Annotated in this window: 20 protein-coding genes; 14 read left to right on the forward strand and 6 right to left on the reverse strand. The window is 41.0% G+C overall.

Going from position 1 to position 24,390, the window contains the following annotated elements:
• Nucleotides 1-26: 26 nt before the first annotated feature.
• Both BUF13_RS11740 and BUF13_RS11745 read left to right on the forward strand, forming a co-directional pair.
• Nucleotides 27-1,097: a glycoside hydrolase family protein gene (locus tag BUF13_RS11740; RefSeq protein ID WP_073571999.1), complete on the forward strand. Its 1,071-nt coding sequence runs from the start codon at nucleotides 27-29 to the stop codon at nucleotides 1,095-1,097.
• Between the two features lie 166 nt (nucleotides 1,098-1,263).
• Nucleotides 1,264-2,319, forward strand: a complete 1,056-nt coding sequence (locus tag BUF13_RS11745; RefSeq protein ID WP_073572000.1) for an alpha/beta fold hydrolase — start codon at nucleotides 1,264-1,266, stop codon at nucleotides 2,317-2,319.
• Nucleotides 2,320-2,328: 9 nt separating this feature from the next.
• Here the strand turns inward: BUF13_RS11745 and BUF13_RS11750 are convergent, their stop codons facing one another.
• The 3 genes from BUF13_RS11750 to BUF13_RS11760 form a co-directional block, all read right to left on the reverse strand.
• The gene (locus BUF13_RS11750) at nucleotides 2,329-3,075 is read right to left on the reverse strand and encodes an SDR family NAD(P)-dependent oxidoreductase (protein ID WP_243839734.1); all 747 of its coding nucleotides are present in this window, start codon (nucleotides 3,073-3,075) and stop codon (nucleotides 2,329-2,331) included.
• A gap of 73 nt (nucleotides 3,076-3,148) precedes the next feature.
• Nucleotides 3,149-4,219: a sugar phosphate isomerase/epimerase family protein gene (locus BUF13_RS11755; RefSeq protein ID WP_073572002.1), complete on the reverse strand. Its 1,071-nt coding sequence runs from the start codon at nucleotides 4,217-4,219 to the stop codon at nucleotides 3,149-3,151.
• Nucleotides 4,216-6,759, reverse strand: a complete 2,544-nt coding sequence (locus tag BUF13_RS11760; protein ID WP_073572003.1) for a DUF7133 domain-containing protein — start codon at nucleotides 6,757-6,759, stop codon at nucleotides 4,216-4,218. Before BUF13_RS11760 ends, BUF13_RS11755 begins: the two co-directional genes overlap by 4 nt.
• 350 nt (nucleotides 6,760-7,109) lie before the next feature.
• Here BUF13_RS11760 and BUF13_RS11765 point away from each other — a divergent pair, with 350 nt between their 5' ends.
• The 10 genes from BUF13_RS11765 (at nucleotide 7,110) to BUF13_RS11810 (ending at nucleotide 19,613) form a co-directional block, all read left to right on the forward strand.
• Nucleotides 7,110-8,726: an alpha-L-fucosidase gene (locus BUF13_RS11765; RefSeq protein ID WP_073572004.1), complete on the forward strand. Its 1,617-nt coding sequence runs from the start codon at nucleotides 7,110-7,112 to the stop codon at nucleotides 8,724-8,726.
• A 162-nt stretch (nucleotides 8,727-8,888) separates the two neighbouring features.
• Nucleotides 8,889-9,416, forward strand: a complete 528-nt coding sequence (locus BUF13_RS11770; RefSeq protein WP_073572005.1) for a hypothetical protein — start codon at nucleotides 8,889-8,891, stop codon at nucleotides 9,414-9,416.
• 60 nt (nucleotides 9,417-9,476) lie between these two features.
• Nucleotides 9,477-11,882 carry a TonB-dependent receptor plug domain-containing protein gene (locus BUF13_RS11775; protein ID WP_073572006.1) on the forward strand — a complete coding sequence of 802 codons (2,406 nt, stop codon included), beginning with the start codon at nucleotides 9,477-9,479 and terminating at the stop codon, nucleotides 11,880-11,882.
• Nucleotides 11,883-11,953: 71 nt separating this feature from the next.
• A complete protein-coding gene (locus tag BUF13_RS11780; RefSeq protein ID WP_073572448.1) occupies nucleotides 11,954-14,509 on the forward strand; it encodes a cation-translocating P-type ATPase in 2,556 nt (851 codons plus the stop codon).
• 50 nt (nucleotides 14,510-14,559) lie between these two features.
• Nucleotides 14,560-15,399: a metallophosphoesterase gene (locus BUF13_RS11785; RefSeq protein ID WP_073572007.1), complete on the forward strand. Its 840-nt coding sequence runs from the start codon at nucleotides 14,560-14,562 to the stop codon at nucleotides 15,397-15,399.
• A 73-nt stretch (nucleotides 15,400-15,472) separates the two neighbouring features.
• A complete protein-coding gene (locus BUF13_RS11790; protein WP_073572008.1) occupies nucleotides 15,473-16,771 on the forward strand; it encodes an APC family permease in 1,299 nt (432 codons plus the stop codon).
• A gap of 74 nt (nucleotides 16,772-16,845) precedes the next feature.
• Nucleotides 16,846-17,715 carry a cation diffusion facilitator family transporter gene (locus BUF13_RS11795; protein ID WP_073572009.1) on the forward strand — a complete coding sequence of 290 codons (870 nt, stop codon included), beginning with the start codon at nucleotides 16,846-16,848 and terminating at the stop codon, nucleotides 17,713-17,715.
• A gap of 78 nt (nucleotides 17,716-17,793) precedes the next feature.
• Nucleotides 17,794-18,333, forward strand: coding sequence for a methylated-DNA--[protein]-cysteine S-methyltransferase (locus BUF13_RS11800; RefSeq protein WP_073572010.1), 540 nt, complete (start codon nucleotides 17,794-17,796; stop codon nucleotides 18,331-18,333).
• A gap of 69 nt (nucleotides 18,334-18,402) precedes the next feature.
• Entirely contained in the window at nucleotides 18,403-18,942 is a 540-nt protein-coding gene (locus BUF13_RS11805) for a Crp/Fnr family transcriptional regulator (RefSeq protein ID WP_073572449.1), read from the forward strand.
• Nucleotides 18,943-19,019: 77 nt separating this feature from the next.
• Nucleotides 19,020-19,613: an NAD(P)H-dependent oxidoreductase gene (locus BUF13_RS11810; RefSeq protein WP_073572011.1), complete on the forward strand. Its 594-nt coding sequence runs from the start codon at nucleotides 19,020-19,022 to the stop codon at nucleotides 19,611-19,613.
• Nucleotides 19,614-19,629: 16 nt separating this feature from the next.
• Here BUF13_RS11810 and BUF13_RS11815 read toward each other — a convergent pair whose 3' ends face one another.
• Nucleotides 19,630-20,766, reverse strand: a complete 1,137-nt coding sequence (locus BUF13_RS11815; RefSeq protein WP_073572012.1) for a DUF819 family protein — start codon at nucleotides 20,764-20,766, stop codon at nucleotides 19,630-19,632.
• 138 nt (nucleotides 20,767-20,904) lie between these two features.
• Between BUF13_RS11815 and BUF13_RS11820 the strand changes: the two genes are divergently transcribed.
• Complete coding sequence (locus BUF13_RS11820) at nucleotides 20,905-21,747, forward strand: VOC family protein (protein ID WP_073572013.1); 843 nt, start codon at nucleotides 20,905-20,907, stop codon at nucleotides 21,745-21,747.
• A 10-nt stretch (nucleotides 21,748-21,757) separates the two neighbouring features.
• The gene (locus BUF13_RS20640; protein ID WP_166669828.1) at nucleotides 21,758-21,934 is read left to right on the forward strand and encodes a hypothetical protein; all 177 of its coding nucleotides are present in this window, start codon (nucleotides 21,758-21,760) and stop codon (nucleotides 21,932-21,934) included.
• 71 nt (nucleotides 21,935-22,005) lie between these two features.
• On the opposite strand, the gene BUF13_RS11825 is transcribed toward BUF13_RS20640, so the two are convergent.
• Nucleotides 22,006-23,085 carry a DegT/DnrJ/EryC1/StrS family aminotransferase gene (locus BUF13_RS11825; RefSeq protein ID WP_073572014.1) on the reverse strand — a complete coding sequence of 360 codons (1,080 nt, stop codon included), beginning with the start codon at nucleotides 23,083-23,085 and terminating at the stop codon, nucleotides 22,006-22,008.
• Nucleotides 23,066-24,367 carry a glycosyltransferase family 4 protein gene (locus BUF13_RS11830; RefSeq protein ID WP_073572015.1) on the reverse strand — a complete coding sequence of 434 codons (1,302 nt, stop codon included), beginning with the start codon at nucleotides 24,365-24,367 and terminating at the stop codon, nucleotides 23,066-23,068. Before BUF13_RS11830 ends, BUF13_RS11825 begins: the two co-directional genes overlap by 20 nt.
• Nucleotides 24,368-24,390: the final 23 nt, after the last annotated feature.

Raw genomic sequence — 24,390 nt, forward strand, 5'->3', positions numbered from 1 at the left:
TTAATATTCAAAGCACTCCTTTCTTCATGAGATTCTTCCCCAAACTGTTTTTATTTTTCTTCTGCCTTTCCTATTCAATAATAACATTTAGCCAAGAGACATCCGTCTCTTTTACGGACCAATGGGAGTTTGTAGGAGTGGCAGTCGAAGAACCGGGATATACGATTTGGGGATCCTCTCCCATCATTGGTGAAGATGGTAAAACTCACCTATTCGTAGCAAGATGGCCAGGAGACAAAGTAGATCCAGGATGGAGAACTCATAGCGAGATTGCCCACTACGTGTCCGATTCACCAGAAGGCCCTTTTACCTTCTCAGAAATTGCAGTAAAGGGTGATATTGAAGGATTAGGATTAAAGTCCATGGCTGATCAAAAAGCCTATGCTCCTCACAATCCAGCCATCCACAAAGTAGGAGATCAATATGCTCTTTTTTACATCATGAATGATGGCATAGAAAAACATCCCTCCAACCAATACATCTGCCTTTCAGTATCAAAAAGTCTCTATGGACCTTGGGTAAAAGTTGGTGAAGATGGTGTTATCCTCAAACCATCTGAGAATGAAAATTATTGGACTCACTCTGCCACAAATGGAGTAAATAATCCCGCTTTCCTACAACATCCAGACGGTGGCTTCTTTCTGTATTTCAAATCCGAAAAGGCAAAAATGGGATTGGCAATGGCTGAAAAACTGGAAGGTCCCTATGTTCAGTTACCTTTCCCTGTTTCAGCCAATGACAGAAATATCGAAGATGGCTATGCATTTATTTATGATGGCAACTTTGCACTTCTAACAACCGATAATCATGGAATCTTAGAAGAAGGAGGAGGCTTACTTTGGAAATCTAAAGATGGAATTCATTTCGATTCCTACGAAAAGGGCTTTCACCGAATCAATGATTACACATCTGTGGATATGAGTAAGGTCGCTGTTCATTACGGTTCCAAAACCAGACCTTATGCAAAGTTTGAGCGGCCACAGGTTTTATTAATTGACGGGAAACCAAAGTACCTCTATGTAGCATCAGGCACCAATATTTATGGAGGCCCATTTACAGTTTCTTATGTTTTGAAGAACAAATCAACCCTTGACTAAGATGAGGAAACTGTATTCCTTTTTGGAATTAAACGTTTGAATTCTTAATTTTTAATAGCTGACAATCAATAACTTAATAATAAAATAAACGAATATTTTATTATAATAATCCATTTCTAGAGTAGCTATTTCATTTGTCAACCTTTTTCCTTGTCAGCATCATAAAATGAAACAAGTTCTTTTTAGTCTTACCCTTTTTCTGGTTTCTTTTATTTTTTTCTCCCAGTGCTCAAAGCCTGAAAAACAGGAATATCCTATTGAGGATATAATTGAGGTGAATGGATTGAAGACTCATTATATGGATTTTGGAGGAGAAGGGAACCCTATTATTTTACTCCATTCCGAAGGTTGGGATGCAACAACTTATAAAGATTTCGCCCCTCTTTTGACAGGAAACAATCATGTCTATTCTATAACTAGACCTGGCTATGGAAAATCCGAAAAGGGAGATTATTCTGTGGAAGGACAGGGAAATCACATCATTGCATTCGCAGATGCATTGGAAATCGATCAAGCCATTTTTATGGGCAACTCCTCCCAAACTTCGGAACTCACCTATTTGGCCGAGAACTTCCCTGGAAGAGTAGCTGGATTAGTTTATTTCAGTGGATTGGGAGGCTTTAATATAAAAGAACTATATGAAGACCCAACCAATTCTTTTGAAATGTATTCCCGAGTCGGGCCCGCCTCCAATACCAAAGACAATGATAAACTGGCAATCGATTTGGCAAGAAGGTCTTATAAACCACATTTTTTTCAATCAGATTCTTCTATAATTCAAATTCCGACTTTGGCCTTTGTTCCAAATAAAGAAGAGTCCGGAATTATGCTTGGCCCACCTTCTCTTTTATATATCGGATCAAGATTGATGGATTCTGTGAGATTGGGCTTTCCGGAATCCGGATTGAGAGATTTTTTAGATGGAGTTGCATTGGATTCCACTTTTCGACAAGAAGTAATAGATGAAATCCAGGACACAGATGCCAAGGAGTATTACACCCGACTTGCCAATGACACAACCTTCCAAAGAGAAGTATATCAAATTCATTTCGACCTGGTATTACCTGCAATTAAAGAAGCCGGAGAAAGACACTATAATGCCTTTGGAGAAAATTTGCGGCAGGTTCAATTAGATATTCCTGAAGTAACTGGCTATGAATACAGGGACAATCCTGATCTAATAATTGACCACATACTGAAATTCCTAGAAACAGTGAATTGATTTCTGTACTTACCTAGCGGTCCAACCTCCATCAACTGTTACCATGGAACCTACCAGGTAGGTAGCTGCAGGAGATGCTAAGAAAATTGCTACTCCCTGGATTTCCTTTAATTCTCCCCATCGGCCCAAGGCCGTTGCTCCAACAATAAACTTTTTACCTTCTTCCGTATCTGCAATGGGCGCATTCATCTCTGTTAAGAAAGGTCCTGGACAAATTGCATTCACATTGATATTCCAAGGGGAAAGCTCCAAACCCAATGCCTTGGTCATATTAACAATTGCTCCTTTACTAGCTGTATAAGGTGTTCTATTTGCCAAGCCAACCAATCCCAAAGTACTGGCCAAGTTGATAATAGCACCACTCTTCTGGCCTTTCATTGTTGGGATTACTGCTTTAGATGCCAACCAAGTTCCGTTGACATTGATATCCATGACTTTTTTGAAATCCTCCTCAGATATTTCATCAATAGCTCCTCTAATATTGATTCCAGCCGAGTTGATTAGCGTATCGATTCTCCCAAATGTATCAATCGCCTTTTGAGCCATTGCTTCCATATCAGAACTTTTGGTGACATCACCGGCAAAACCGATAGCTTTTACCCCATATTCTTGAGCAATCTCAGCTGCGGCTTGTTTGCATTCCTCTTCATTTCTAGCCACTAACATGACATCTGCACCAGCCGAAGCCAATCCTGAGGCCATAGCCAATCCCAAACCTTTGGAACCACCGGTAATGATGGCTGCTTTGCCTTTCATTGAAAAAAGTCCTATTCCGGGTAATTTGCTAAAATCAGTCATCTTATATCTTTTATAAATTCTTCAATTATATCTATTGGCTATTCGCCCATTGGATGCACTCTACCACATTTTTTTCTTCCAAACCTAATTTGGCATCATCTGATAATCCCGAGGTCATTGGTAGGGATCCTGAAAAGCTATTCTTTTTGATCATAGCTAAATGCCTAGCGAAATTCTGGGCTTTAGGATTATCGAAAGTCTCCCAATAACGATCTGTCAAACAAGGAACTTTCAAGGGATCCCGAGTAATCATTTCCAATGAAAAAGTGATTTCCGGGTTATACTTTTTGCATAAGTCCATCCCCTTCTTCAAATCCACAATCCCTTCACCCAAAGGAACTTCGGAAAGCAGAAAACCATCCTCATATTCCTGAACTCCCATGTCTTTTATATGGGTTGAAAATGCAAAGGGGGCTAAAGTTTCAATCACTTCATTGGGGTCTTCGATAAGCGAAACATTATTTCCAAAATCAACGGTGGCTCCTACCCATTCCGAACCCAATTGCTTTAAAATCTCAGCCAATTCAGCAGCTTTCCAATCTTTATGGTTTTCGATAGCCAGCTTGATTTGATGTTTTCTTACTATGGGTTCAGCCAGTTGTAATGATTGAATAGCTCCCTTTTTGAAATCCATAAACTCCTCCAGAGAATTGAAATTTTCATAACGCCTTCCATTCAAACAAACCGAGCGAACCACTGTGGCTCCAGCTTCTTTGGCAGCAAGAATATCAAATTCAAATCGAGCAACATCCTCTTTTAACTTTGGAAGACCTATACTTCCTTCCAAATACATTCCCTTTTTCTCTCGTTCCTCTCTTACCTTTTTGCTAAAATCACTCTGCCATCCATTGATTACAGTTTGTATCCCACTAGCCCCTATTTCATGGCAATGGTTCATAAAGTCTAAGGCATCCTGAAAAGCCGGAAATTCAGTACTTGGCAATCGCCCGCTGGATCGCATACCATAAGAATGTACCACAATCCCCAATTCATAACCTTTCATGAAATCTGGAATTTTTGGAAACGGAAGCCCAAAGGTCAAACCTAAAAGTCCAGCCTTTTTCACAAATTCCCTCCGACTATTTCCAGATTGAGTTTTCATGGCTTGGTTTCATTTAGCGTTTTCATATGTTCCACCAATTCAGAGACAGACCAAGGATAAACTCTTCCTTGCGAAGAATGGCGAACTCCACCAACAGTTTGTCTTGTGATCGGATCAGCTTGATTTCCCCATTCATTTCGGATATAGGTCAAAATCGCAGCGATATTCCCATCATCCATGGTCGAATGAGAAGGCATTACAGGCAAAATCTCCGGCTCGTCATACACTTTTCCTCTGACCGTAATCGGACCTTCTATTCCATGCAATAGAATTAATGCCAATTGACGTTCATCTCCCAACACCCACTCAGAACCTACCAATGGAGGCCCCATGTGATCAACTCCTTTTCCATTGCTACCATGACAGCCTGCACAAGAAGCCAAAAACTTTTGTCTTCCAGACGCAAAAAGCTCCAAAGCATTTCCTTCTAAATTGTGCGAACCTGAGGCCAGAGATTCTGGAGAATATCCTGGCCAAGAAAATAGCCTTTGAACCCTTGTCAGCTGAAATGAATCAAGTCCAGCAATCTCTTTTTTGAAGAAATCAGGTTTTTGAGAAAACTTAATTTTACCCAGATTTTCTGAATCTGCAGCTTGAATAGACAAGCCTGCTAAGGCTATTTCACCTTTCCAGTCTCCTTTGTTTTCTTCAATCAAAGACAAAAGCTTTATGATTTCACTTGGCTCTTGATTTTGGATAATCGAAGCTGTCAAAGTCTCTATAAAAATCTCACGATCCGGATTCGACTCCTTCCAGTTTTTTGCTAAATATTCCAAAAAGGCATACTCACGATTTTCCAATCCACTCATTACGGCATCTTTGAAAAGCGCCTGATTTCCATATTTATTGAAAATGGAGGCCAATCCCAAAAACTGATCATTTTCTTCCAAAACATTGGAGGAAAGTGCCATCTGTAAAGCCAGTATTTCAGAATCGGTTTCAGCATTTTTCTCATAAAAATCCCCAAGCATTTCTTTCACATGAGGGTAATTTCCAAAACCCTCCAATAACCTGAGAACATGAGCCTGAATTTGATAATCTGGAGTTTCTAATGCCGTCAATAAGATTCCAGGATCCAAAAAGCCCATGCCTTCCAAGGTATAAAGCGCATGTGTTTTTAATAATTTCCCTGAATTCGGATCAATGGCGATCTTAATCAACCTCTCAGCAACTGGTTCCCCTCCTTTTTCAACGATTAATCGCTGGGCTTGCTCTCGATAATAAGCATCAGGATGCCCAAGGAAAATGATTAAGTCTTCGGGAGTTTTTTGAGATAATTTTTCAGCTTTTTGAGGCTTTGAGCCTTTTGGAGCCACCCTCCAAATCCTTCCCATTTGAGCTGGAGCATCCAAATGTCTTTCCAAAGTTTGCTCAGTTAAATATGGGGTCATATAGGTCTCATGTTGAATGATCCCCTGATACATATCTACGATATACAATGCACCGTCAGGACCAACTGCCCCATAGACAGGTCGAAAACGCTCATCCGTGGAAGCCATAAATTCCCGACCTGGATTAGGGTCATGTGCTTCCAAGGTGGCTCCCTTTTGTGTTACCACATTTCTCTTGACCAAATTGCCTGCGCTTTCCATCACAAAGACATTTCCATAATATTCTTCAGGAAATAGTCTGCTTCGATACATGACTGGTCCTCCAGCTGAGGTAAATTCCAACAGCCTTCCCAAAGAATCCAAAACCCCAGGAATATAGCCTCGATTTACAGCTAAGGTCTTTCGAATCGGGTAAACTTTCCTATCAATGGTCAATCCATGATCAATCCCTGTACTCGGATTATGATTTGGATTTCTCGTCAAAGAATTCGGTGGAACTAGGTCTCCATGAAGCTGAGACCAGTTGTAATTGTATAAAAGTCTTCCTTCATCATCTTGAGAGATTCCCCACTGCCCACGAAACTCCGTGGTATCACGAATCCACTCTCCATTTTTATGTCGATATCTCAATCGGGATTTGGCACTGTAGTACCAGTTATCCAGATTTCTCAACATCCCATTATCTGTATGCTCAGGATTGGCACTTGCAGCATATGTTGAATCCAAGAGGATCATATTATCTGCAATCCAGTCTCCATTTTTGGAGTCCTCAGTCAACCAAAGAGATTGATTGGCTACCACAAGGGCGCCTCTACCAAAGGGAGTAACTGTACGAGGCATCACCAAGCTATCCAGATAGACGGTCCTTTGATCCATAACTCCATCACCATCTCTATCTTCAAGGATCGTGATTCTCCCTATCGGGTCGGGCTCTTCAGAGCCTTCCATGTCGGTCATATACCCTCGCATTTCCACAACCCACATTCGACCATCTTCATCGAATTGGATCATTACCGGGGATTCCACCATGGGTTCAGAAGCGACCAATTGAATATCAAACCCCGCATCTACTTGAAAATGTAACAATTCCTCCTCTGGAGACCGAACTGGGCTATCAGCTCTCTCTGGCAGGGGTTCTCTTGACTTTTCTTGACAAGACTGAAAAAAAACTAGAAGGAGAATAAGCTTCAGCCAATGGACTGTGCGCATAAGAAATTTGGAATTTTGGGTTCTATGCAATTAGAATTTTAGACTTTCCAACGAAAGCGCCATCAATAATAAACATATAACCCTCATTAACAAGAATTTATTTTTAAACGGACACTACACTTTTTTAAAAGTTCTTAAAATCAAAGAGTCCATAATATTTTCAAAAAGAAAACAATACAAGTTAGATACTTAAGTCATAGGCAAATTGACTATTAATGCACTCGATTTAGAAACATTAGTCCAAATGCACAAAAAACTTACAGAGCGTGTTCTATTTAAAAGAATGAACATTATTTTTAAAGAAAAATTTATCTCACCCTTTAATCAGGGAATTTTCTCAATTGAATTTTATGGTACACTCCTTCAAAAAAAGGGGCCTTATACTTGCCTTCATCCTTGGAATCATTGGGTGCAAACCTACTCCTACTCAAGTCTTTGAACCGACTGTTGAATCACTTCAACAATACCAAACACCCGAATGGTTTAAAGATGCCAAATTTGGAATTTACTGCCATTGGAACGCTCAGTCTGCCTCAAAAAGCGCCAATAATGGTTGGTATGCACGCCATATGTATCAAGAAGGTCATCCTGCCTACGAAGACCATTTGAAAAATTGGGGACATCCTTCTGAAGTGGGATACAAGGATATTATCAAGGCTTGGAACCCAGACAAATTTGATGCTGAAGAATGGATCAGACTCTTCAAAGATGCCGGCGCCAAGTATGTTTTGACGATGGCTGTTCATCATGATAATTTTGACTTTTGGGATTCCGAACATCAACCTCGTTGGAACTCACTCAACTATGGACCCAAGGTAAATGTCGTGGCAGAAATGAAGGAAGCGGCGACCAATGCTGGGTTGAGATGGGGAGTGAGAACACATTTGGCACGAACATATAGTTGGTTTCAAACCAACAAACGTTCCGATTCGACCGGACCCAAGGCGGGAATTCCTTATGATGGAAATGATCCGGAATTTGGGGATTTATATTTAGAAAAAGCTACTCCAGAGCAAATAGGAGATGATTCTGACCAGATCCGACATCCTCTAAATCCATCTGAAAAGTGGATGACTCATTGGAAAAACAGGATGTTTGACCTCATAGACAAATACCATCCTGATCATTTTTATTTTGATGGAGCGATCCCTTTCTTAAATGATGAAGGAAAAACCGGAATGGAAGTAATGGCTCATTTTTATAATGATAACGCTGCTCAGCATGGTGGAAGAAATGAGGGAGTCATGGTTATCAAAGACATTCCCCGTCATGGATATTTTTATGAAAAAGTCTCCACCGTGGTGCTAGAAAGAACTCGGGAAAATGAAATCGTAAAAATCCCAAGAGAAACAGAAAACTCTACTGGACCATGGTTTTATACAGGCAAGGAAGACGGCTATCGGACATCTAAAAGTCTTTTACATGAGATGATTGATGTGGTTTCCAAAAACTGCAATTTCGTATTGAATGTCCCGCCAAAACCTGATGGAAGCTTTGACGAGAAGTCTCTTGCCATTCTCAAAGATTTTGGAATCTGGTTTAAGCAAAATGGGGAAGCGATTTATGAAAGCAGGCCTTGGAAGACTTTCGGTGAAGGTGATGTTAGATTTACCACAAATGGCAATAAGCTATTTGCGATATTCCTAGAAAAACCTCAGCCCAACCAAATTCTAAAGTCTCTTCAGAACCTTAAAGATGGTGACATTGAATCAATTTCAATTTTAGGTTCCTCCCAAGCTCCCACCTGGAATCTTACTGCTGAGGGACTAGAAATCAAAAGTCCTGAAAATCTTCCCGAACAACTTGCTTATGTATATGAAATCCAATGCTCTAAAAAAGCTTCAGAATTAGAATTTACAGAAATCAATTTGCAATCCGCAGAAGAAATAAACAAAGCAAATCAAGAAAAATATGGAGCCGATGGACAGGGAACAGAAGCTCTTCCAGAAAGAAAGCAGAATAATTAAAAACCTTAAATAATCGCTAAAACCATGGAAATCTGATTCCATGGTTTTTTTGTTTGAATCGGAATAGCTTTTCTCCTCACATCCCTCATTTTTTCCCTAAACATAATTCTGGCTGTACTTCGGATATTTTTTAAGAAATTGAAGTTAGATCAACCCTTTTGAATGTTTAGAATCCAGTCCATATCGCTACTGATAGCACTGATTGCCCCTTTATTTTTGGCAATTGGATGGGTGAAACTAGACTTGGTAACCCATCAAAAAAAGGTAAAAAAAGAAATCAAAGAAGGGATCGAATCTTCTGAAAGAATTACCGAACTCACATTCTCTTTGGAAGAAACTAAAACGAAATTAAACTGGGAACATGACCGCGAATTTGAATTTCAAGGTCAGATGTACGATATCCTAGAAAGTCATTCCGAAGGAGACTCGATCACCTATAAAGTTTATATTGATCACGAAGAAACCAAAATGAAAGGCCTGCTTTCCAAGCTCCTGAAGAGGGGATTTGGTGAGGAAGAAGAAGATGCTTCAGTTCATAAAATTGATTTCTTGTTATTTTTTCAATTCGCCCAAATCAAAGAAAAAGCTAAAAACCACATTTATCTTAATTCGAATTCTTCAACTAAGAATTCTATTTATCAATCACCATTTCTAGGAACCTCCTGCCCTCCTCCTGACCATTGGGTTTAAACTTGTTTTTTCAATAATCCTGCATTCCAGGATGTATTTACACGTTTTAACCGATACACTATGAAATATGGACTTGTATTGGTTGGGATGCTGTGCGTGCTTTTTGGTGCCATGGGCCAAACCCTGACACTGATAGACCCCACTACGTCCGAACCAATCAAACACGCTACAGTCAGTAGTGAATTTCCTCCTGCCTTTGAAATCAGCAACTCAAAAGGTCAGGTGGACATCAGTGCTTTTGTCGATTCTGATAAAATCACCATCAGTAGCTTTGGCTACCAAACAATTGAAATCTCCTATGCCTCTCTAATGGAGGCAGGCCCAATTTTGAAACTGAATCTATCCAACCTCAACTTAAATGAGGTAGTGATTTCGGGAAGTAGATGGGCCCGAGATTCAGACGAAACACCTTCAAAAATCATCTCGATTTCTCCTAAATCCATTGAATTTCAAAACCCGCAGACAGCTGCAGATCTTTTGGGTATTTCAGGAAAAGTCTACATCCAAAAAAGCCAGCAAGGGGGAGGAAGCCCAATGATCAGGGGTTTTGCCACCAATAGACTTCTTTATTCAGTGGATGGAGTCCGCATGAACTCGGCAATTTTCAGAGGAGGAAATATCCAAAACGTCCTCAATCTGGATCCATTTACCATGGAGCATACAGAGGTCTTTTTCGGCCCTGGCTCTGTGATTTATGGAAGTGATGCGATTGGAGGTGTGATGAGTTTCAAAACCTTGACACCTAAGCTTTCGCTTGATGATCAAACTTTGGTTAGTGGAAATGCTGTCACTCGGTTCTCATCAGCCAACAAAGAAAAAACCGGACATTTCGATTTGAATTTGGGTTGGAAAAAATGGGCATCTGTCACAAGCGCTTCTTATTGGGATTATGATGATTTGAGACAAGGAAAAAATGGGCCTGATGATTACCTCAAATCCGTTTATGTCAAAAGAATCGGAAATGAGGATGTGGTTTTGACACAGGATGATCCATTGCTCCAGGTTCCATCGGCCTATTCACAATTGAACCTCATGCAGAAAGTCCGATTCAAACCTTCTCAAAAGTGGGATTTTCAATATGGCTTCCATTATTCGGAAACTTCTTCCTACGGCCGATACGATCGACATAATCGGATGAGAGATGGACTGCCTCGTTATGCTGAGTGGGATTACGGACCTCAAAAATGGATGATGAACAATTTGAGCATCAGTCATTTCACCAAAAATGGCTTGTTTGATCAAATGAGCATTCGTTTGGCTCAGCAAAGATTTGAGGAAAGTAGGATTGATAGAAGTTTAAATAAACCTACCCGTTCAACTCAAGAGGAAATGGTGGATGCATTTTCTGCAAACCTCGATTTCACCAAAGTTTTGGATTCCCATAACACCTTGATCTATGGTGCTGAATATGTAATCAACAAGGTGAATTCAACCGGTTTTACAACTGATATCACAGATGGAACCATGGAAGAAGGTCCAGCTAGATATCCTAAATCCACATGGAATTCATTCGGGTTATTTATCAATGAGGAGCACTATTTCAATAAAAAAGTCAATTTAAAAGCTGGCTTGAGATACAATATCTTCGGCTTAAACGCTGATTTTGACACGCGTTTCTATGATTTTCCTTTCTCAGAAGCAAAATCAACCAACTCATCTTTGACAGGAAGCTTGGGAGTGGTTTGGAGACCTTCTCAAACATGGGTTTTCAGTGGAAATTTTGGGACAGCTTTCCGTGCTCCTAATGTGGATGACATGGGAAAAGTATTCGATTCAGAACCTGGAGCAGTAACTGTTCCTAATCCTGATTTAGAAGCTGAATATGCCTACAATTTGGATTTGGGCTTTGCCAAGAAGTTTGGAAACTTCGCCAAATTTGATGTAACCGGCTATTATACCATTCTCAACAATGCTTTGGTCAGAAGAGACTATATGCTCAACGGACAGGATAGCATTCTCCACCAAGGTGAATTGAGTCAGGTACAGGCCATGCAAAATGCAGCTCAAGCTCGAGTTTATGGATTGCAGGCAGGTTTAGAAGTTCAACTGACCTCCAAATTGACTTTCAACTCAGACATCAATTTTCAAAGAGGAGAAGAAGAGTTGGACGACGGTACAACCAGTCCATCCAGACATGCAGCTCCGACCTTTGGTGTTTCAAGATTGACTTATGCCTTCAAAAAGCTTCAGGTTCAGTTTTATGCCCAGTATCAAGGAGAAAGATCCTTTGAAAAACTACCGGTAGAAGAAAGAGGTAAGGATGAAATCTATGCCAAGGATGCCAATGGGAACAATTACGCACCCGCATGGCACACCTTGAATCTGAAAGCAAGTTATTCCTTATTCGACTTCCTATTGGTAAATGCAGGTCTAGAAAATATTACTGATCAACGCTATCGACCGTGTAGTTCCGGAATTTCTGGAGCAGGAAGGAATTGGGTCTTATCACTCAAAGCCAGTTTCTAAAAGTATTTAAAGGTCTGGAGAAGCATGTTTCTCCAGACTTTTCTATTTTCAGGAAAAGATCCCACTTTTTCATGGCTACTTTTCCTTCCAACAAATCTGAGATTCAAAATCTAATCAAATCCGGTCTTTCCGATCAGGAGTCAGAAAAACAATTGGAAGAATTTGGGCCTAATTCTTTGAAGGAAAAAGCTAAAAAACCTGCGTGGAAGCTTTTTCTAGGTCAGTTTCAAGATTTTATGATAGTAGTCCTACTTGTAGCAGCACTGATTTCTGGAGTAGCTGGAGAATGGACTGACTCGATCATCATTTTGATCATTGTCGTATTGAACGCGATTCTGGGATTTATACAGGAATATCGCGCCGAAAAGGCCATGGAATCACTCAAAAAAATGAGTGAGGTCCAGGTTCAGACCAAGCGCAATGGTCAAATCAAAAAAATCCCTTCCCACCTTTTAGTACCGGGAGACTTGGTCTTTTTGGAAGCAGGCAGCATGATTCCAGCTGACATGCAACTGCTCGAGGAAGCTTCTCTACAGGTAGATGAGTCTTCCCTAACAGGGGAGTCTATTCCTGTTGAAAAATCCTCACTTTCTGAGAAAATCAATTCAGAAATCTCAATCGAAAACTCCTACCAAGTTTTCAAAGGCACAATGGCTACTCATGGTCGAGCCACTGCAATAGTCCTCAAAACCGGGATGGAAACCCAATTGGGAAAGATTGCAGATTTGCTTCAAGAGGAACAACCCAAAACACCACTTCAGGAAAAGATGGAGAAATTTGGGAAAACCATTTCCTATATGGTTTTGCTGATTTGTCTGCTGATTTTTGGTTTGGGGATTTTAAGGGGCGAAGAACCCCTTCCATTACTTTTGATTTCAGTAAGCCTAGCAGTGGCAGCTATTCCTGAAGCGCTTCCAGCTTTGATCACCATTGCTCTTTCTTTGGGGTCAGCCAGGTTGGCGAAAAAGAATTCCCTGATCAGAAAACTCCCAGCAGTCGAAAGCCTCGGCTCCATCACCTTTATCTGTACGGATAAAACCGGGACTTTGACCAAGAATCAAATGACAGTCCAGCAAGTGGAGCTCAGTGACCTTCCCGCCTTTTCTTCAAACTTTTCCAATCTGGAACTGGCAATGGGTCTCAACCATGATGTGAAAGAGGGAAAAGATAGCGAGTTAGTTGGAGAGGCTACCGAATTGGCTTTGGTCAATTGGGTTTTAAATGATTTGGGAGAAGAAAAGTTTCATCAACTGGAAAAGGACTTTCCTAGGATCGGAGAGCTACCATTTGATTCGGACAGGAAGCGAATGAGTACTTTCCATCAAATCGGAGATCAGGTTCTTATCCTTTGCAAAGGGGCCTATGAAGCAATTGATGATACCTTAAGCACCACTATTCATCTCCAGACTATCAAGAAAACAAGTTTGGAATGGGCCAAGAATGGAGAGCGGGTCCTGGCATTTTCTGGCAAACTTATACCATCACTTCCACCAAAAAAAGACTGGTCTACATTAGAAACTGAGCTTGATTTTATAGGGATCTCTGGGATGATTGACCCTCCAAGAGAGGAAGCTATTCAAGCTATTCATGAATGTAAAACAGCGGGAATCACACCTGTGATGATTACCGGTGATCATCCTGAAACAGCGAAAGCCATTGCTCAAAAAGTAGGCATTCTAGATGAACACAGAAAAGTTATTACCGGAGCGGAATTAAGAGAAATTCCCAACCAAGAGTTTGAAGAAATGGTGGAATCCATCGCTGTCTATGCCCGGGTATCTCCTGATCAAAAGCTTAAAATCGTCAAAGCACTTCAGAAAAAAGGAAACTATGTTGCTATGACTGGGGATGGTGTCAACGACGCACCGTCATTGCGAAGTAGTACTATTGGAGTTGCGATGGGAATCACTGGAACCGATGTAAGTAAAGAGGCTGCCCATATGATTCTCTTGGATGACAACTTCGCTACAATTGTAAAAGCCATCCGGGAAGGAAGAAGGATTTTTGACAACATCCGCAAATTTGTCAAGTACATAATGACCTGTAACGGGGCTGAAATATGGACGATTGCTTTGGCTCCTTTTTTAGGACTTCCAGTTCCACTATTACCTGTTCATATTCTTTGGATCAATCTAGTGACGGATGGGGTCCCGGCTTTGGCCTTGGCAGGTGAAAAAGCCGAAAAAGACATCATGAAGCGACCACCAAGACCACCCAAGCAAAGTCTATTTGCAGAAGGAGTCGGTTTCCACATCGTCTGGGTAGGAATCTTAATGGCGGCAGTGACCCTTTTTACCCAATATTGGGCGATCCGTCAAGGTTGGCATTGGCAGACTATGGTGTTTTCTGTTTTGGCCTTCTCTCAACTGGGGCATGTGATGGGTGTTAGAAGCGAACGTCAATTTCTTTTTCAATTGGGCATTTTCACCAATACTCCCATGATTATTTCCATAGCAGTTACATTGGTCCTACAACTGGCGGTAATTTATTTACCTCCATTGAATGATATATTTCACACTTCTCCACTATCAGCAACCGAATTGTTATTTAGTGGAGCCATGGGCTTGGTCGTATTCCATGCTGTAGAATTGGAGAAATGGATTAAGAAATTGGTCAAAAAATCTTAAATGATCGACACACCTTACCCTTTTGGTATTTTTCTCGTTGGCTATTAATTATGAAGCGAAGAACATTTTTAAAAGCCGGAATTGGCTTGGGATCTGCCACTCTTTTAGCCGGAATTTATGCTTGGCAAGTCGAACCCTATTGGTTAGAATTTGTCAAATTGGACATGCCGATTAAAAATCTACCCCAAGAATTGGTAGGCAAAAAACTAGTTCAGATTTCCGATATCCATGTGGGCAATCGCTTTTCCCATCAATACCTGATCGACTCATTTCTCAAAGCTCAGGTGTTAGACCCAGACTGGGTAGTTTACACAGGTGATTTCACTCATTTTGAAGATTCTGAGCAGTATGAACAATTAAAAAAAGTGATGAAATCGGCTACTAAAGGCAATATAGGCACTTTTGCTTCTTTGGGAAATCACGATTATGGACATGGCTGGTCCATGCCTGAGGTAGCTGATGAAACTCAAAGTATTTTGGAGCAATCAGGAATTCAGACACTCAGAGATGAAAAACTGAATTCAGAAGGACTGACAATCTATGGACTAGAGGATCTTTGGGGCACCAATTTCAATCCGCAAAAAGTGATGCAAACTTGGAGTCCAGAGGAGGCTAGTCTAGTACTTTGTCATAATCCGGATGTCTGTGATTTGAATGTTTGGAATGGCTTTGATGGCTGGATCTTAGCTGGTCACACTCATGGAGGTCAAGTAAAACCCCCATTTTTACCTGCCCCTATTCTGCCCGTAAAAAACCGTCGATATAGTCAAGGGAAAATAGATTTTGATGATGGCAGAACCCTTTACATCAACAGAGCATTAGGCCATTTGGTACCACTCAGGGTCAATGTGCGTCCAGAAATAACAGTATTTACTCTGAGTCAAGCCTAAATAAAATTTCGATTTAATTCTAAGCTCTTTCTGGTTATATTCCCCAAATAGTTTTTCACCCAAATCAAATTTTGTGTCTCAGGAAACTCAGGAGAAATTACCCAGAAATCTAGGCCTTTGGGGCATCTGGATGCTAGTAGCAAATGGATTAATTGGTGCAGGAATTTTTGGTCTTCCCAGTGGAGCCGTAGCCCTTGCCGGCGAATATAGCGTCTTGATGTATGCTTTTTGTGCCATTTTGATTTTACCGGTAATCCTTTGTTTCGCAGAATTGGGAAGCTATTTCCGGGGAACTGGCGGACCAATTCGTTATGGAACTTTGGCTTTTGGCCCATTTGTAGGATTTCAGGGAGGCTGGCTTTACTATCTAGCCAGGTTAATCTCTTTTGCTGCCAATACTGTTTTGCTGACCGATAGTATCGCCTACTTCCTTCCGGTCGCTGGAGAAGGAATGGGAAGATTGATCACGATTGCTTTGACTTGTGTGGCATTAAGTTTAATCAACATGGTCGGCTCTATGGAGTCCATCCGATCCATGACACTTTTTACCATTATCAAGTTTGCAGTCTTATTGGGATTGATTTTCGGTGGCATGGTGATTTTGGGAGACCAGATTATCCCTGATTTTAGCACTCCTCATCCTTCGACCTCTGATTTGGGCAAAGCAGCCTTATTATTGATTTATGCTTTCGTAGGATTTGAGGGGGCTGTAGTTCCGGCAGGTGAAGCTAAAAAACCCGAAAGAGACATGCCCATGGGACTTTTATTAGGCTTAGTCGTGGTAGCAGTCCTCTATATGTTGATTCAATTGGTTTCTCAGGCGGCAGTTCCCGATTTAGCAAATTCCACTACTCCCCTTTTAGATGCTTCTTCTGCTCTTTTTGGTGAAAGTGGAGCCTGGATTTTAATGGTTGGTGTGGCGACCTCGGTTATTGCGAATTTGATCGGAAGCATGTTTTCTGCAACTAGAGTGACCTATGCCCTTTCCTTGGAAAACAGCCTTCCTGCCTGGTTTGGAAAAGTCCATCCCAAATACCTTACTCCTTTCAATTCAGTTATATTCTTCGGAATAGCAGCATTTGCCCTTTCTGCAATGGGTTCCTTTATCTTTTTGGCAGCCATGACCGTTTTGGCCAGACTTTTCCTTTTTGGAATGAGTTGCGCTGCCATTCCAGTTTTACGACCAAAATTCAGAGGTCCCGGTCGTTTTATACTTCGAGGAGGATATTTAATTCCTGTTTTGGGAATATTATCATGCCTTTGGTTGATGCTTCAAGTTAGCTGGACATCTGTCTGGATGACAGCCCTATTTGTGGCTATTGGTTCAATCCTTTATTGGTTTGGGAAAAAACAAAATCCAAAAAACGTCTAATCCTTTTCCTGTAAGGGATAAAATGGATCAAGAAAAAGGCCGTTGAATCTAGGAGTCTTTTGTAATTTTGCGCAATGCCACGATCCCAATTAGCCATACGAACAGTAATTTTCAGCATGCTGGGAAATGTGGCCCTAGCCCTGATCAAATTCCTGACTGGATTTCTCGGCAATTCCTTCGCCTTGATCGCTGATGCGATCGAATCAGTGGTGGATGTTTTTGCAAGTATCTTAGTCCTATTGGGATTGAGGTATGCAGCGAGACCTGCTGATGACAATCACCCATATGGACATGGAAAAGCTGAACCCTTGATCACTTTTCTGATCGTTGGTTTTCTGATTTTTTCAGCCACCATTATCGCCTATCAAGCAGTCCAACATATTCGAATTCCTCATCAAGGTCCTGAACCTTGGACTTTATTGGTCTTGGCGGCGATCATCCTATGGAAGGAGGTTTCTTTTCAGTTGGTGATGAGTCGGAGCAAAAAACTAAAAAGCTCAGCACTCAAAGCCGAAGCTTGGCATCATCGAAGTGACGCGATTACCTCCGTTGCTGCTTTTATCGGGATTGTAATTGCTATCTGGGGAGGAGAAGGTTATGAAGTTGCAGATGATTATGCGGCATTGATTGCTGTAGCATTTATTCTTTACAATTGCTATAAAATCTTTCGGCCAGCTCTAAGCGAGGTAATGGATGAAGACAATCACGAAGATTTGGCTCAGGAAATAAGAGATATCGCCATCCAGGTCAAAGGGATTAAAGACACTGAAAAACTTTTTATCAGAAAAGCAGGAATGAAATACCATGTGGATCTGCATGCCCATGTGATTGGGGACCTGACCGTTCGTGAAGGCCATGAAATCTCCCATAGACTCAAGGACAAACTCAAAAGAGAAATCCCGCAATTGGGGCATATTTTGATTCATATCGAGCCTTTTGACTGATTTTGTGACAGTTGGTGAGAAAAGCTTGTCCTAAACTCAGAAAAGCAGCAATTTCAAGCTTTACAAACCCTTTTAGAAATGAACACTATACTTATCCAAGACTTTAAAACATCTGTTGGTGAACTGACTTTAGGGGTTTTTGAAGATCAACTTTGTCTTTGCGATTGGAAGTATAGAAAAATGAGAACTGCCGTCGACGAGCGAATCAAAAAAGGGTTGAATGCTGGTTTTGAAGTTGGAAGTCATCCATTGATCGAGGCAACCAAAACACAGATTCAGGAATATTTAGATGGAGCAAGAAAGGAGTTTGATATTCCTTTGAAGATGGTTGGATCCGATTTCCAACAGGGAGTTTGGAATGCCTTGATCCAGATTCCATTTGGAGAAACCAGAAGCTATTTACATTTATCCCAAGACCTGGGAAACCCGGATGCCATACGTGCAGTTGCATCTGCCAACGTGGCAAATGCCATTTCTATTTTGATTCCATGTCATCGGATTATTGGTTCGGACGGGAGTTTGGTGGGCTATGCAGGAGGCTTAGATGCAAAGAAAAAGTTACTCAAACTGGAGAATGCTAAAGCCATGCAGCCAAAAGGCCAGACAAGTTTGTTTTAAACCCAAGAAATTTTCCTCAAGATTTCCATAAATTAAACCTTAGAATTCTAGCAACCGAGGATGAAATTGATGGCTGAAAACAATAAACTTATCGCCGAATGGGGGAAATTCAGTCACTTCCTGAAAAGAAAGGAAATCCCCGCCAAAACCACCCTACTTCAAGAAGGCCAAATTTCTAAAACTGCATATTTTATTGAAAAAGGATGTGTCCGAAGTTGGTTCAATAACCTTGGCAAAGACATTACTTTTCAATTTTTTTTGGAAGGAGAAGGAGTAGCCTCAATAGAAAGTTTCGTCAAAGATCGGCCAAGTACATTTAGTCTGGAAACCATTGAACCCAGTGTTATTTTGTGCATTTCAAAAATAGACTTAGAACAAATTATCGGACTCTCGCCCATTTTGAAAAAGGATATTGAAAAACATATCCTTCATCGCCTACTTCATTACCAAGAACTTTTTCTTTCTCGAATTAAAGACAATCCACAAAAAAGATATGAGGAGCTCATTAGGCATCGCCCAGATATTTTGCAGCGAATCCCACAGCATTACATTGCCTCCTATTTGGGGATAACCCCCGTTTCACTAAGTCGAATCAGAAATAGGAGATAGATCGCTTATTAACAATTGTTATCGTCTAAGGAATCCAAAGCACTCAATTTTGCAATGTAAATTTTAAACAGAACAAAATGAGAGTAACAATTATATTTAATCATCCCTATGAAGGAAGCTATTGTAATGCAATTTTGGAGACAGTCAGCAAGGGCCTGCGTAAGGCTAATCACGAAATTGACCTTATCCACTTAGACAATGACCAGTTCAATCCAGTCATGACTTCCTCTGACCTAAAAGCTTTTAGAGATAAATCGCCTGTGGATCCAAAAGTTCTAGAATACAAGGAAAAATTAGAAAAAGCAGATCATCTGATTTTCATTTTTCCGATTTGGTGGGAATTGATGCCTGCCATGACTAAAGGTTTTATTGATAAAGTTATTTTTCCCGGTGTGGCCTATGATTACACCAATAAAGAGAATACCAGAATGAAGCCTTTATTCAATAAAATAAAGGGAGTGACCGTCATTACTACGATGAATACACCGAAATTACTTTACAGGTTATTCTTCGGAAATGCGATCAAAAAAGCCCTGATTTTGGGAACCTTTTGGAAGATTGGCTATAAAAATCGAAAATGGATTAGTTTCAATAATGTCAAAAAGGTAAGCCAAGAAAAAAGAATAAAATGGCTTGAGGGGCTTGAAACCAGATTTTCCTCTTTCGCTTAAATCAAACTTCAAACAATTAGCCCAAGATCCCTGCGACCATAAAACCTAGGTAGGTTCCTAAGGCATTTCCCAAACTTCCCACCAAGACTCCCGGAATCAAGAGATCAGGTCTTTCCAAACTTTCGGCTGCCGCCAAAGCAGTGGTATTTCCTCCCACATTCGCCAAAGAAGCAACTGATACCACATCCCAATCCATTTTCAACAGGCCTCCTACTCCGAAAATAAAAAGTCCATGGATCAGAACCATTAGGAAAACAAAAAGGATTAGGGTTCCTGCCAAACTTCCTATTCCAGAAATTGCTCCCACATCACAAAGTGTCCCGATCACAGCAAGGAATAAGAGGATAAAAAAGAAGCCGATCGTTTGCTTTCCTTTCAGTTTTTGGATGATAGGAAACTGTGCCAAAATCAAAGCGATCGTAGTCAATGTGATGATTTCCGGCACTTGAGGAAAAAGGGAGGAAACACCTTGACTCACAATCATTGCTAAAAAACCCAAAGCTAAAATTGCTCCCAAAGAGCCAATGGAAATCTGTTCAGTATGCGAAACCTCCTCCTGTTCAGATTTGGCAATTAGTTTCTTTCTTGGAAATGCTTTTTGAAGATATCGAGGTAAAATCAGCGAAATCACAATCCATGGTGTACCGATTAGATTGTCCACCACCGTGGTCGCTGCGAACAAAACCCCGTTTTCATTAACCCCATAACTCAATGCAATTGCATTGAAGTTGATACTTCCACCAATGTAAGTTCCAGCGAACATGCCAGCGACTGCAGATGCCATATCTCCTATTTCGGCGGCTGGTCTTACCAAAAACCAAGAAATAAATACACCAAGCAAAGTGCCTATCGTTCCCAATCCAAACATCAATAAAATAGGCCCTCCGGCTTTCCGAAGGCTTTTCAAGTCCACTTCCAAAAGAGCTATAAAAATCCCAAGTGGAGCTAAATACATAAAGACTCCATCATAGACCACATTTCCATCCATGGCACTTGGAATAATTCCTAAATTGGATATCAAAGCACAGATTAAAATTGAAAAAATTGGCGTTCCAATGGTCTTTCCCCATGAGAAACGAGTCAACCAAGTAGCCACGAATACTGTCAAACAAAGCATCCCTGCTACAAACAGGGGATTTTCAAGAAAAGCCATTGGGGAAAATACAAAGAGAATCTATCCAATCTGACTCCATTGATAAAAAAGCTTATTTGAATTTAAAATTATTGAGGAATAATAAATTGGTTTTCATGCCTCTCATTCCTAACTTAATTCTAACTAATCTTCAACTTTATGAAAAAGCTTTTTTCCCTTTTGGCCTTTGTTGGCCTTTTGGCAGCTTGTACTCCAGGAGCTGCTCCTCCGATTTTGACAGAAGTAGGTGATGCGGGTTATCATCCCGGAAGAGTGGTTTGGTACAATCTCGCCTCTCCCAATCCAGATGCCTCAAGAGTTTTTTATGAGACAGTTTTTGGATGGAATACCGTCCCTTATGGAGATGACAAAAAGAAAATCTGGGTATTCCGAGATGGTGATCAGCCCGTAGCCTTGATGGCTCTTTATGACAGTGATAATAATTCTGGAGAATGGATCGGTGCTATTTCGGTTCCTGATGTGGCTGAAGCAACAGATGCCGCCAAAAGCCAAGGTGCCAGAATCATGAGGAAACCAGATCAAATCGAAAATCAAGGAACAATTTCATTTGTTCAAGATCCTCAAGGGGCACATTTCTCCCTGATCAAGCTGGCGAATGGTGATCCAGATGTGAAAGTAGCTCCAACCAATCATTTTTTGGGTTTGGAACTTTGGTCCAATGATCCAAGTCAATCACAAAGCTTTTACAAGTCTGTAGTGGGCTACGAAGCAGCCTCTACCCAACAAGGTTCAATCGATTACACCGTTTTCAAAATGGGTGATATGAATTGTGCTGGAATGCTTCAAAATCCGTCCACTGCGGTAAGAAGTCACTGGCTTCCTTATATCCGAGTTGCGGATGTGAATGCGACTTTGGCAAAAGCCAAAACTGCTGGTGCGAAGGTTTTAATCGAGCCGAATGCATCCATAAGAAACGGTTCTGTTGCTGTTATTCTTGACCCAACAGGAGCCCCTTTAGCACTTCAAGTTTACAATCCTTAATTCCGAAATCATGAAAAAGAAAATCATAACTTTTGTAGCCATCGTAGCCGTTTCCATGATTCTTCCAGCATGCTCCAACATGCATATGACCGGAGGAGTTGGATTAAATTTCCATGGAGGGCCGTATGGCATGAGCGTCAGTCCTTCTATTAATGTTGGAATGTATGGAGGAGGGATTCGCTGGTAAAACCCCAATTAAAAATTAAACTTCTGAAATGGCACCTATCAAAATTTAATGGGTTTTGGTAGGTGTTTTTTCTATGTAAAAAACTCCTTCACCAACCTACAAACCTCTACCACTTCCTTCACCTCCAGCCAAGGGTTTAAAGGCAGAGAAAGCCCATTTTGACTGAGTTTTCTGGCATTGGCAAAATCTCCATCCTGCTTATAAACTGGAATATCCGGAACAATAATCGGATAATGAATGGCTGTCCCAACTCCATTACTTTGTAGGAATTCTTTTAATAAGTCCCTCTTTTCGGTTTGGATCACAAAAAGATGAAGATTGGAGTCTTCTGCTTTTGGAGGCAAGGTCAAACCCTCTATCCCTGCTAATTCCTCCCAATAAATTTCAGCTAGTATCCTTCTTTTCTCCTGAAACTCATCAAATCTTTCCAGCAATACATTCAAAAAAGCGGCTTGCAGCGTATCGATCCGACTATTTCTACCCACCAATGAATGCACATCACGTTGTGCTTGCCCATGGTTGGAAAGCAATCTGATTTGTTCAGCCAATTCTTTTTGATTCGTCAAACACATTCCTGCCTCTCCCAAAGCCCCAAGGTTTTTGGTAGGATAAAAACTCAAACAGCCCACGTCACCCCAAGTTCCAGCAGCCTTTCCTTCCTGAAAGGATCCAAAAGCCTGGGCGGCATCTTCAATTACAAAGATATCTGCCTTTTTAGCTTTGGCCATTAAGTCAGCCATTGGAACCATCATTCCATACAAATGAACAGGAATAACTGCCTTTGTTCGTGGAGAAATAGCTTTTTCCCAATCAGATCTTAACAGGCCCCAAGCATCTGTATCCCAAAAAACAGGTGTGGCTCCAATCATCAAAACAACTTCCGCAGTACTCACCCAAGTCATGGCAGGAACGATTACCTCATCCCCAGGCCCAATATTTAATGCTCTCAAGGCCAATTCCAAGGCATCTGTCCCATTTGCACATGAAATGGCATGAGGGCTTTGCAGCCTATCTTCTACTCTTTTTTCAAAAGTCAATACCTCCTCCCCGAAGGAAAATCTCCCTTCCTTTAAGACTTTTGCAAACTTATCTTTCAAAGTGGCTTGCAAAGCCTGATCCATCCGACTTAAATCAAGAAATGGAATTTTCATCCAGAATGCCTCCCAGTTTTATTGCCAAATTCTTCCTTGAATACTCTTCAGGGTTTCCTCCACTTTCGCCTTCAAAATCTCCATCCATCAATTTTCTCAAAGCCACTTGGATGCCTACCAAGTTTTCGTGAGAAACCACTTGATTTTGTCCTGAACTTTTTAAAATCTGAGCAGAATCCCCTTCAGGATCTCCCAGCGCTAAAACAGGTACTCCTATCGCTAAATATTCAAACAACTTCCCAGGAATATTGCCTTTTGCATTTTTGGTATCTGTCAGGATCAAAACCAAAGCATCTGCTTTTGCATAAAAATCAAAAACTTCCTGATGGCTTACATAACCCGGAAAAAAGACATGCTCTTTAAGCCAATTGTCATTTTTCACATATTCCTGAACCGGCTCGCTTACTTTCCCAACGAAGCTCATGTTCACTTCCTCTCCCGTCCCTTTGAACTCTTCTTTGATTGATTTCAATAAAGGAATTGGATTTCGGATCGCATCAATGATTCCTGTATAAACCAAATGCAGCTTCTTTTTTTCTTTCTTTTTGAATTGGAACCCTTTGGGCAAATCTGCCGGATCAAAGCCATTAGTCAACAACTGGATTTTTCGCTTGCCAATTTTTTCCAAATCCTTTTGAAAAGTGGGAGAAATCGTCAAAACCTGATCGGCTTCTTTCAAAACCTCTTTCTCAAGTTTTTGATGCTTTTGGCGAACAGAATCCTTCATGGGAAGTGTGTCCAAAAACTCCCATTCTGACCAAGGGTCGCGGAAGTCAGCTATCCACTTGATTCCGGTTTTCCTTTTCAGATCTCTACCGATCAGGTGCATGGAATGGGGAGGCCCTGTGGTAATAACTGCCTCAAACTGACCATTGGACAGTAAATCAGTCAAAAATTTGACGGAGGGCTTTACCCAAAAAACTCTTGGGTCAGGAACCAGATAATTCGCTCTCAACCATATAGATGCTTTCTCAACCCATCCCTTTTCTTTTTGCTCCAGCATACGGGCAGGATGGCTTTTTCCTTTTCCTCTGATTTTGGAAACCAAGGAATAGGGTTCCCAAATCGGGAATTTGATCACTTCTAAAGAATCAGGAATCTCTTTTAACAAAGACTCATCTTGCAAATCAAAATCCGGGTTTTCGGGAGTAAAGATGACTGGCTCCCAGCCCGCTTCAGGAAGGTATTTGGCGAATTTCAACCAACGTTGAACCCCTGAACCCGCGCTAGGCGGCCAATAATAGGTAATGATTAATACTCTTTTGGAAAGTTTGTGCTCCATACAAGGCCGAAATTGGAAAAATA

The sequence above is a fragment of the Algoriphagus zhangzhouensis genome (assembly GCF_900148515.1).
In the GTDB taxonomy this organism is placed as follows: domain Bacteria; phylum Bacteroidota; class Bacteroidia; order Cytophagales; family Cyclobacteriaceae; genus Algoriphagus; species Algoriphagus zhangzhouensis.

What these genes read in the sequence shown, in the direction of transcription:
- BUF13_RS11775 (WP_073572006.1), top strand. Translation starts at nt 9,477, where the DNA reads ATGAAATATGGACTTGTATTGGTTGGGATGCTGTGCGTGCTTTTTGGT.
- BUF13_RS11800 (WP_073572010.1), top strand. Translation starts at nt 17,794, where the DNA reads ATGAACACTATACTTATCCAAGACTTTAAAACATCTGTTGGTGAACTG.
- BUF13_RS11795 (WP_073572009.1), top strand. Translation starts at nt 16,846, where the DNA reads ATGCCACGATCCCAATTAGCCATACGAACAGTAATTTTCAGCATGCTG.
- BUF13_RS11755 (WP_073572002.1), bottom strand. Translation starts at nt 4,219, where the DNA reads ATGAAAACTCAATCTGGAAATAGTCGGAGGGAATTTGTGAAAAAGGCT.
- BUF13_RS11830 (WP_073572015.1), bottom strand. Translation starts at nt 24,367, where the DNA reads ATGGAGCACAAACTTTCCAAAAGAGTATTAATCATTACCTATTATTGG.
- BUF13_RS11745 (WP_073572000.1), top strand. Translation starts at nt 1,264, where the DNA reads ATGAAACAAGTTCTTTTTAGTCTTACCCTTTTTCTGGTTTCTTTTATT.
- BUF13_RS11810 (WP_073572011.1), top strand. Translation starts at nt 19,020, where the DNA reads ATGAGAGTAACAATTATATTTAATCATCCCTATGAAGGAAGCTATTGT.
- BUF13_RS20640 (WP_166669828.1), top strand. Translation starts at nt 21,758, where the DNA reads ATGAAAAAGAAAATCATAACTTTTGTAGCCATCGTAGCCGTTTCCATG.
- BUF13_RS11785 (WP_073572007.1), top strand. Translation starts at nt 14,560, where the DNA reads ATGAAGCGAAGAACATTTTTAAAAGCCGGAATTGGCTTGGGATCTGCC.
- BUF13_RS11825 (WP_073572014.1), bottom strand. Translation starts at nt 23,085, where the DNA reads ATGAAAATTCCATTTCTTGATTTAAGTCGGATGGATCAGGCTTTGCAA.
- BUF13_RS11750 (WP_243839734.1), bottom strand. Translation starts at nt 3,075, where the DNA reads ATGAAAGGCAAAGCAGCCATCATTACCGGTGGTTCCAAAGGTTTGGGA.
- BUF13_RS11740 (WP_073571999.1), top strand. Translation starts at nt 27, where the DNA reads ATGAGATTCTTCCCCAAACTGTTTTTATTTTTCTTCTGCCTTTCCTAT.
- BUF13_RS11780 (WP_073572448.1), top strand. Translation starts at nt 11,954, where the DNA reads ATGGCTACTTTTCCTTCCAACAAATCTGAGATTCAAAATCTAATCAAA.
- BUF13_RS11805 (WP_073572449.1), top strand. Translation starts at nt 18,403, where the DNA reads ATGGCTGAAAACAATAAACTTATCGCCGAATGGGGGAAATTCAGTCAC.
- BUF13_RS11815 (WP_073572012.1), bottom strand. Translation starts at nt 20,766, where the DNA reads ATGGCTTTTCTTGAAAATCCCCTGTTTGTAGCAGGGATGCTTTGTTTG.
- BUF13_RS11820 (WP_073572013.1), top strand. Translation starts at nt 20,905, where the DNA reads ATGAAAAAGCTTTTTTCCCTTTTGGCCTTTGTTGGCCTTTTGGCAGCT.
- BUF13_RS11765 (WP_073572004.1), top strand. Translation starts at nt 7,110, where the DNA reads ATGGTACACTCCTTCAAAAAAAGGGGCCTTATACTTGCCTTCATCCTT.
- BUF13_RS11770 (WP_073572005.1), top strand. Translation starts at nt 8,889, where the DNA reads ATGTTTAGAATCCAGTCCATATCGCTACTGATAGCACTGATTGCCCCT.
- BUF13_RS11760 (WP_073572003.1), bottom strand. Translation starts at nt 6,759, where the DNA reads ATGCGCACAGTCCATTGGCTGAAGCTTATTCTCCTTCTAGTTTTTTTT.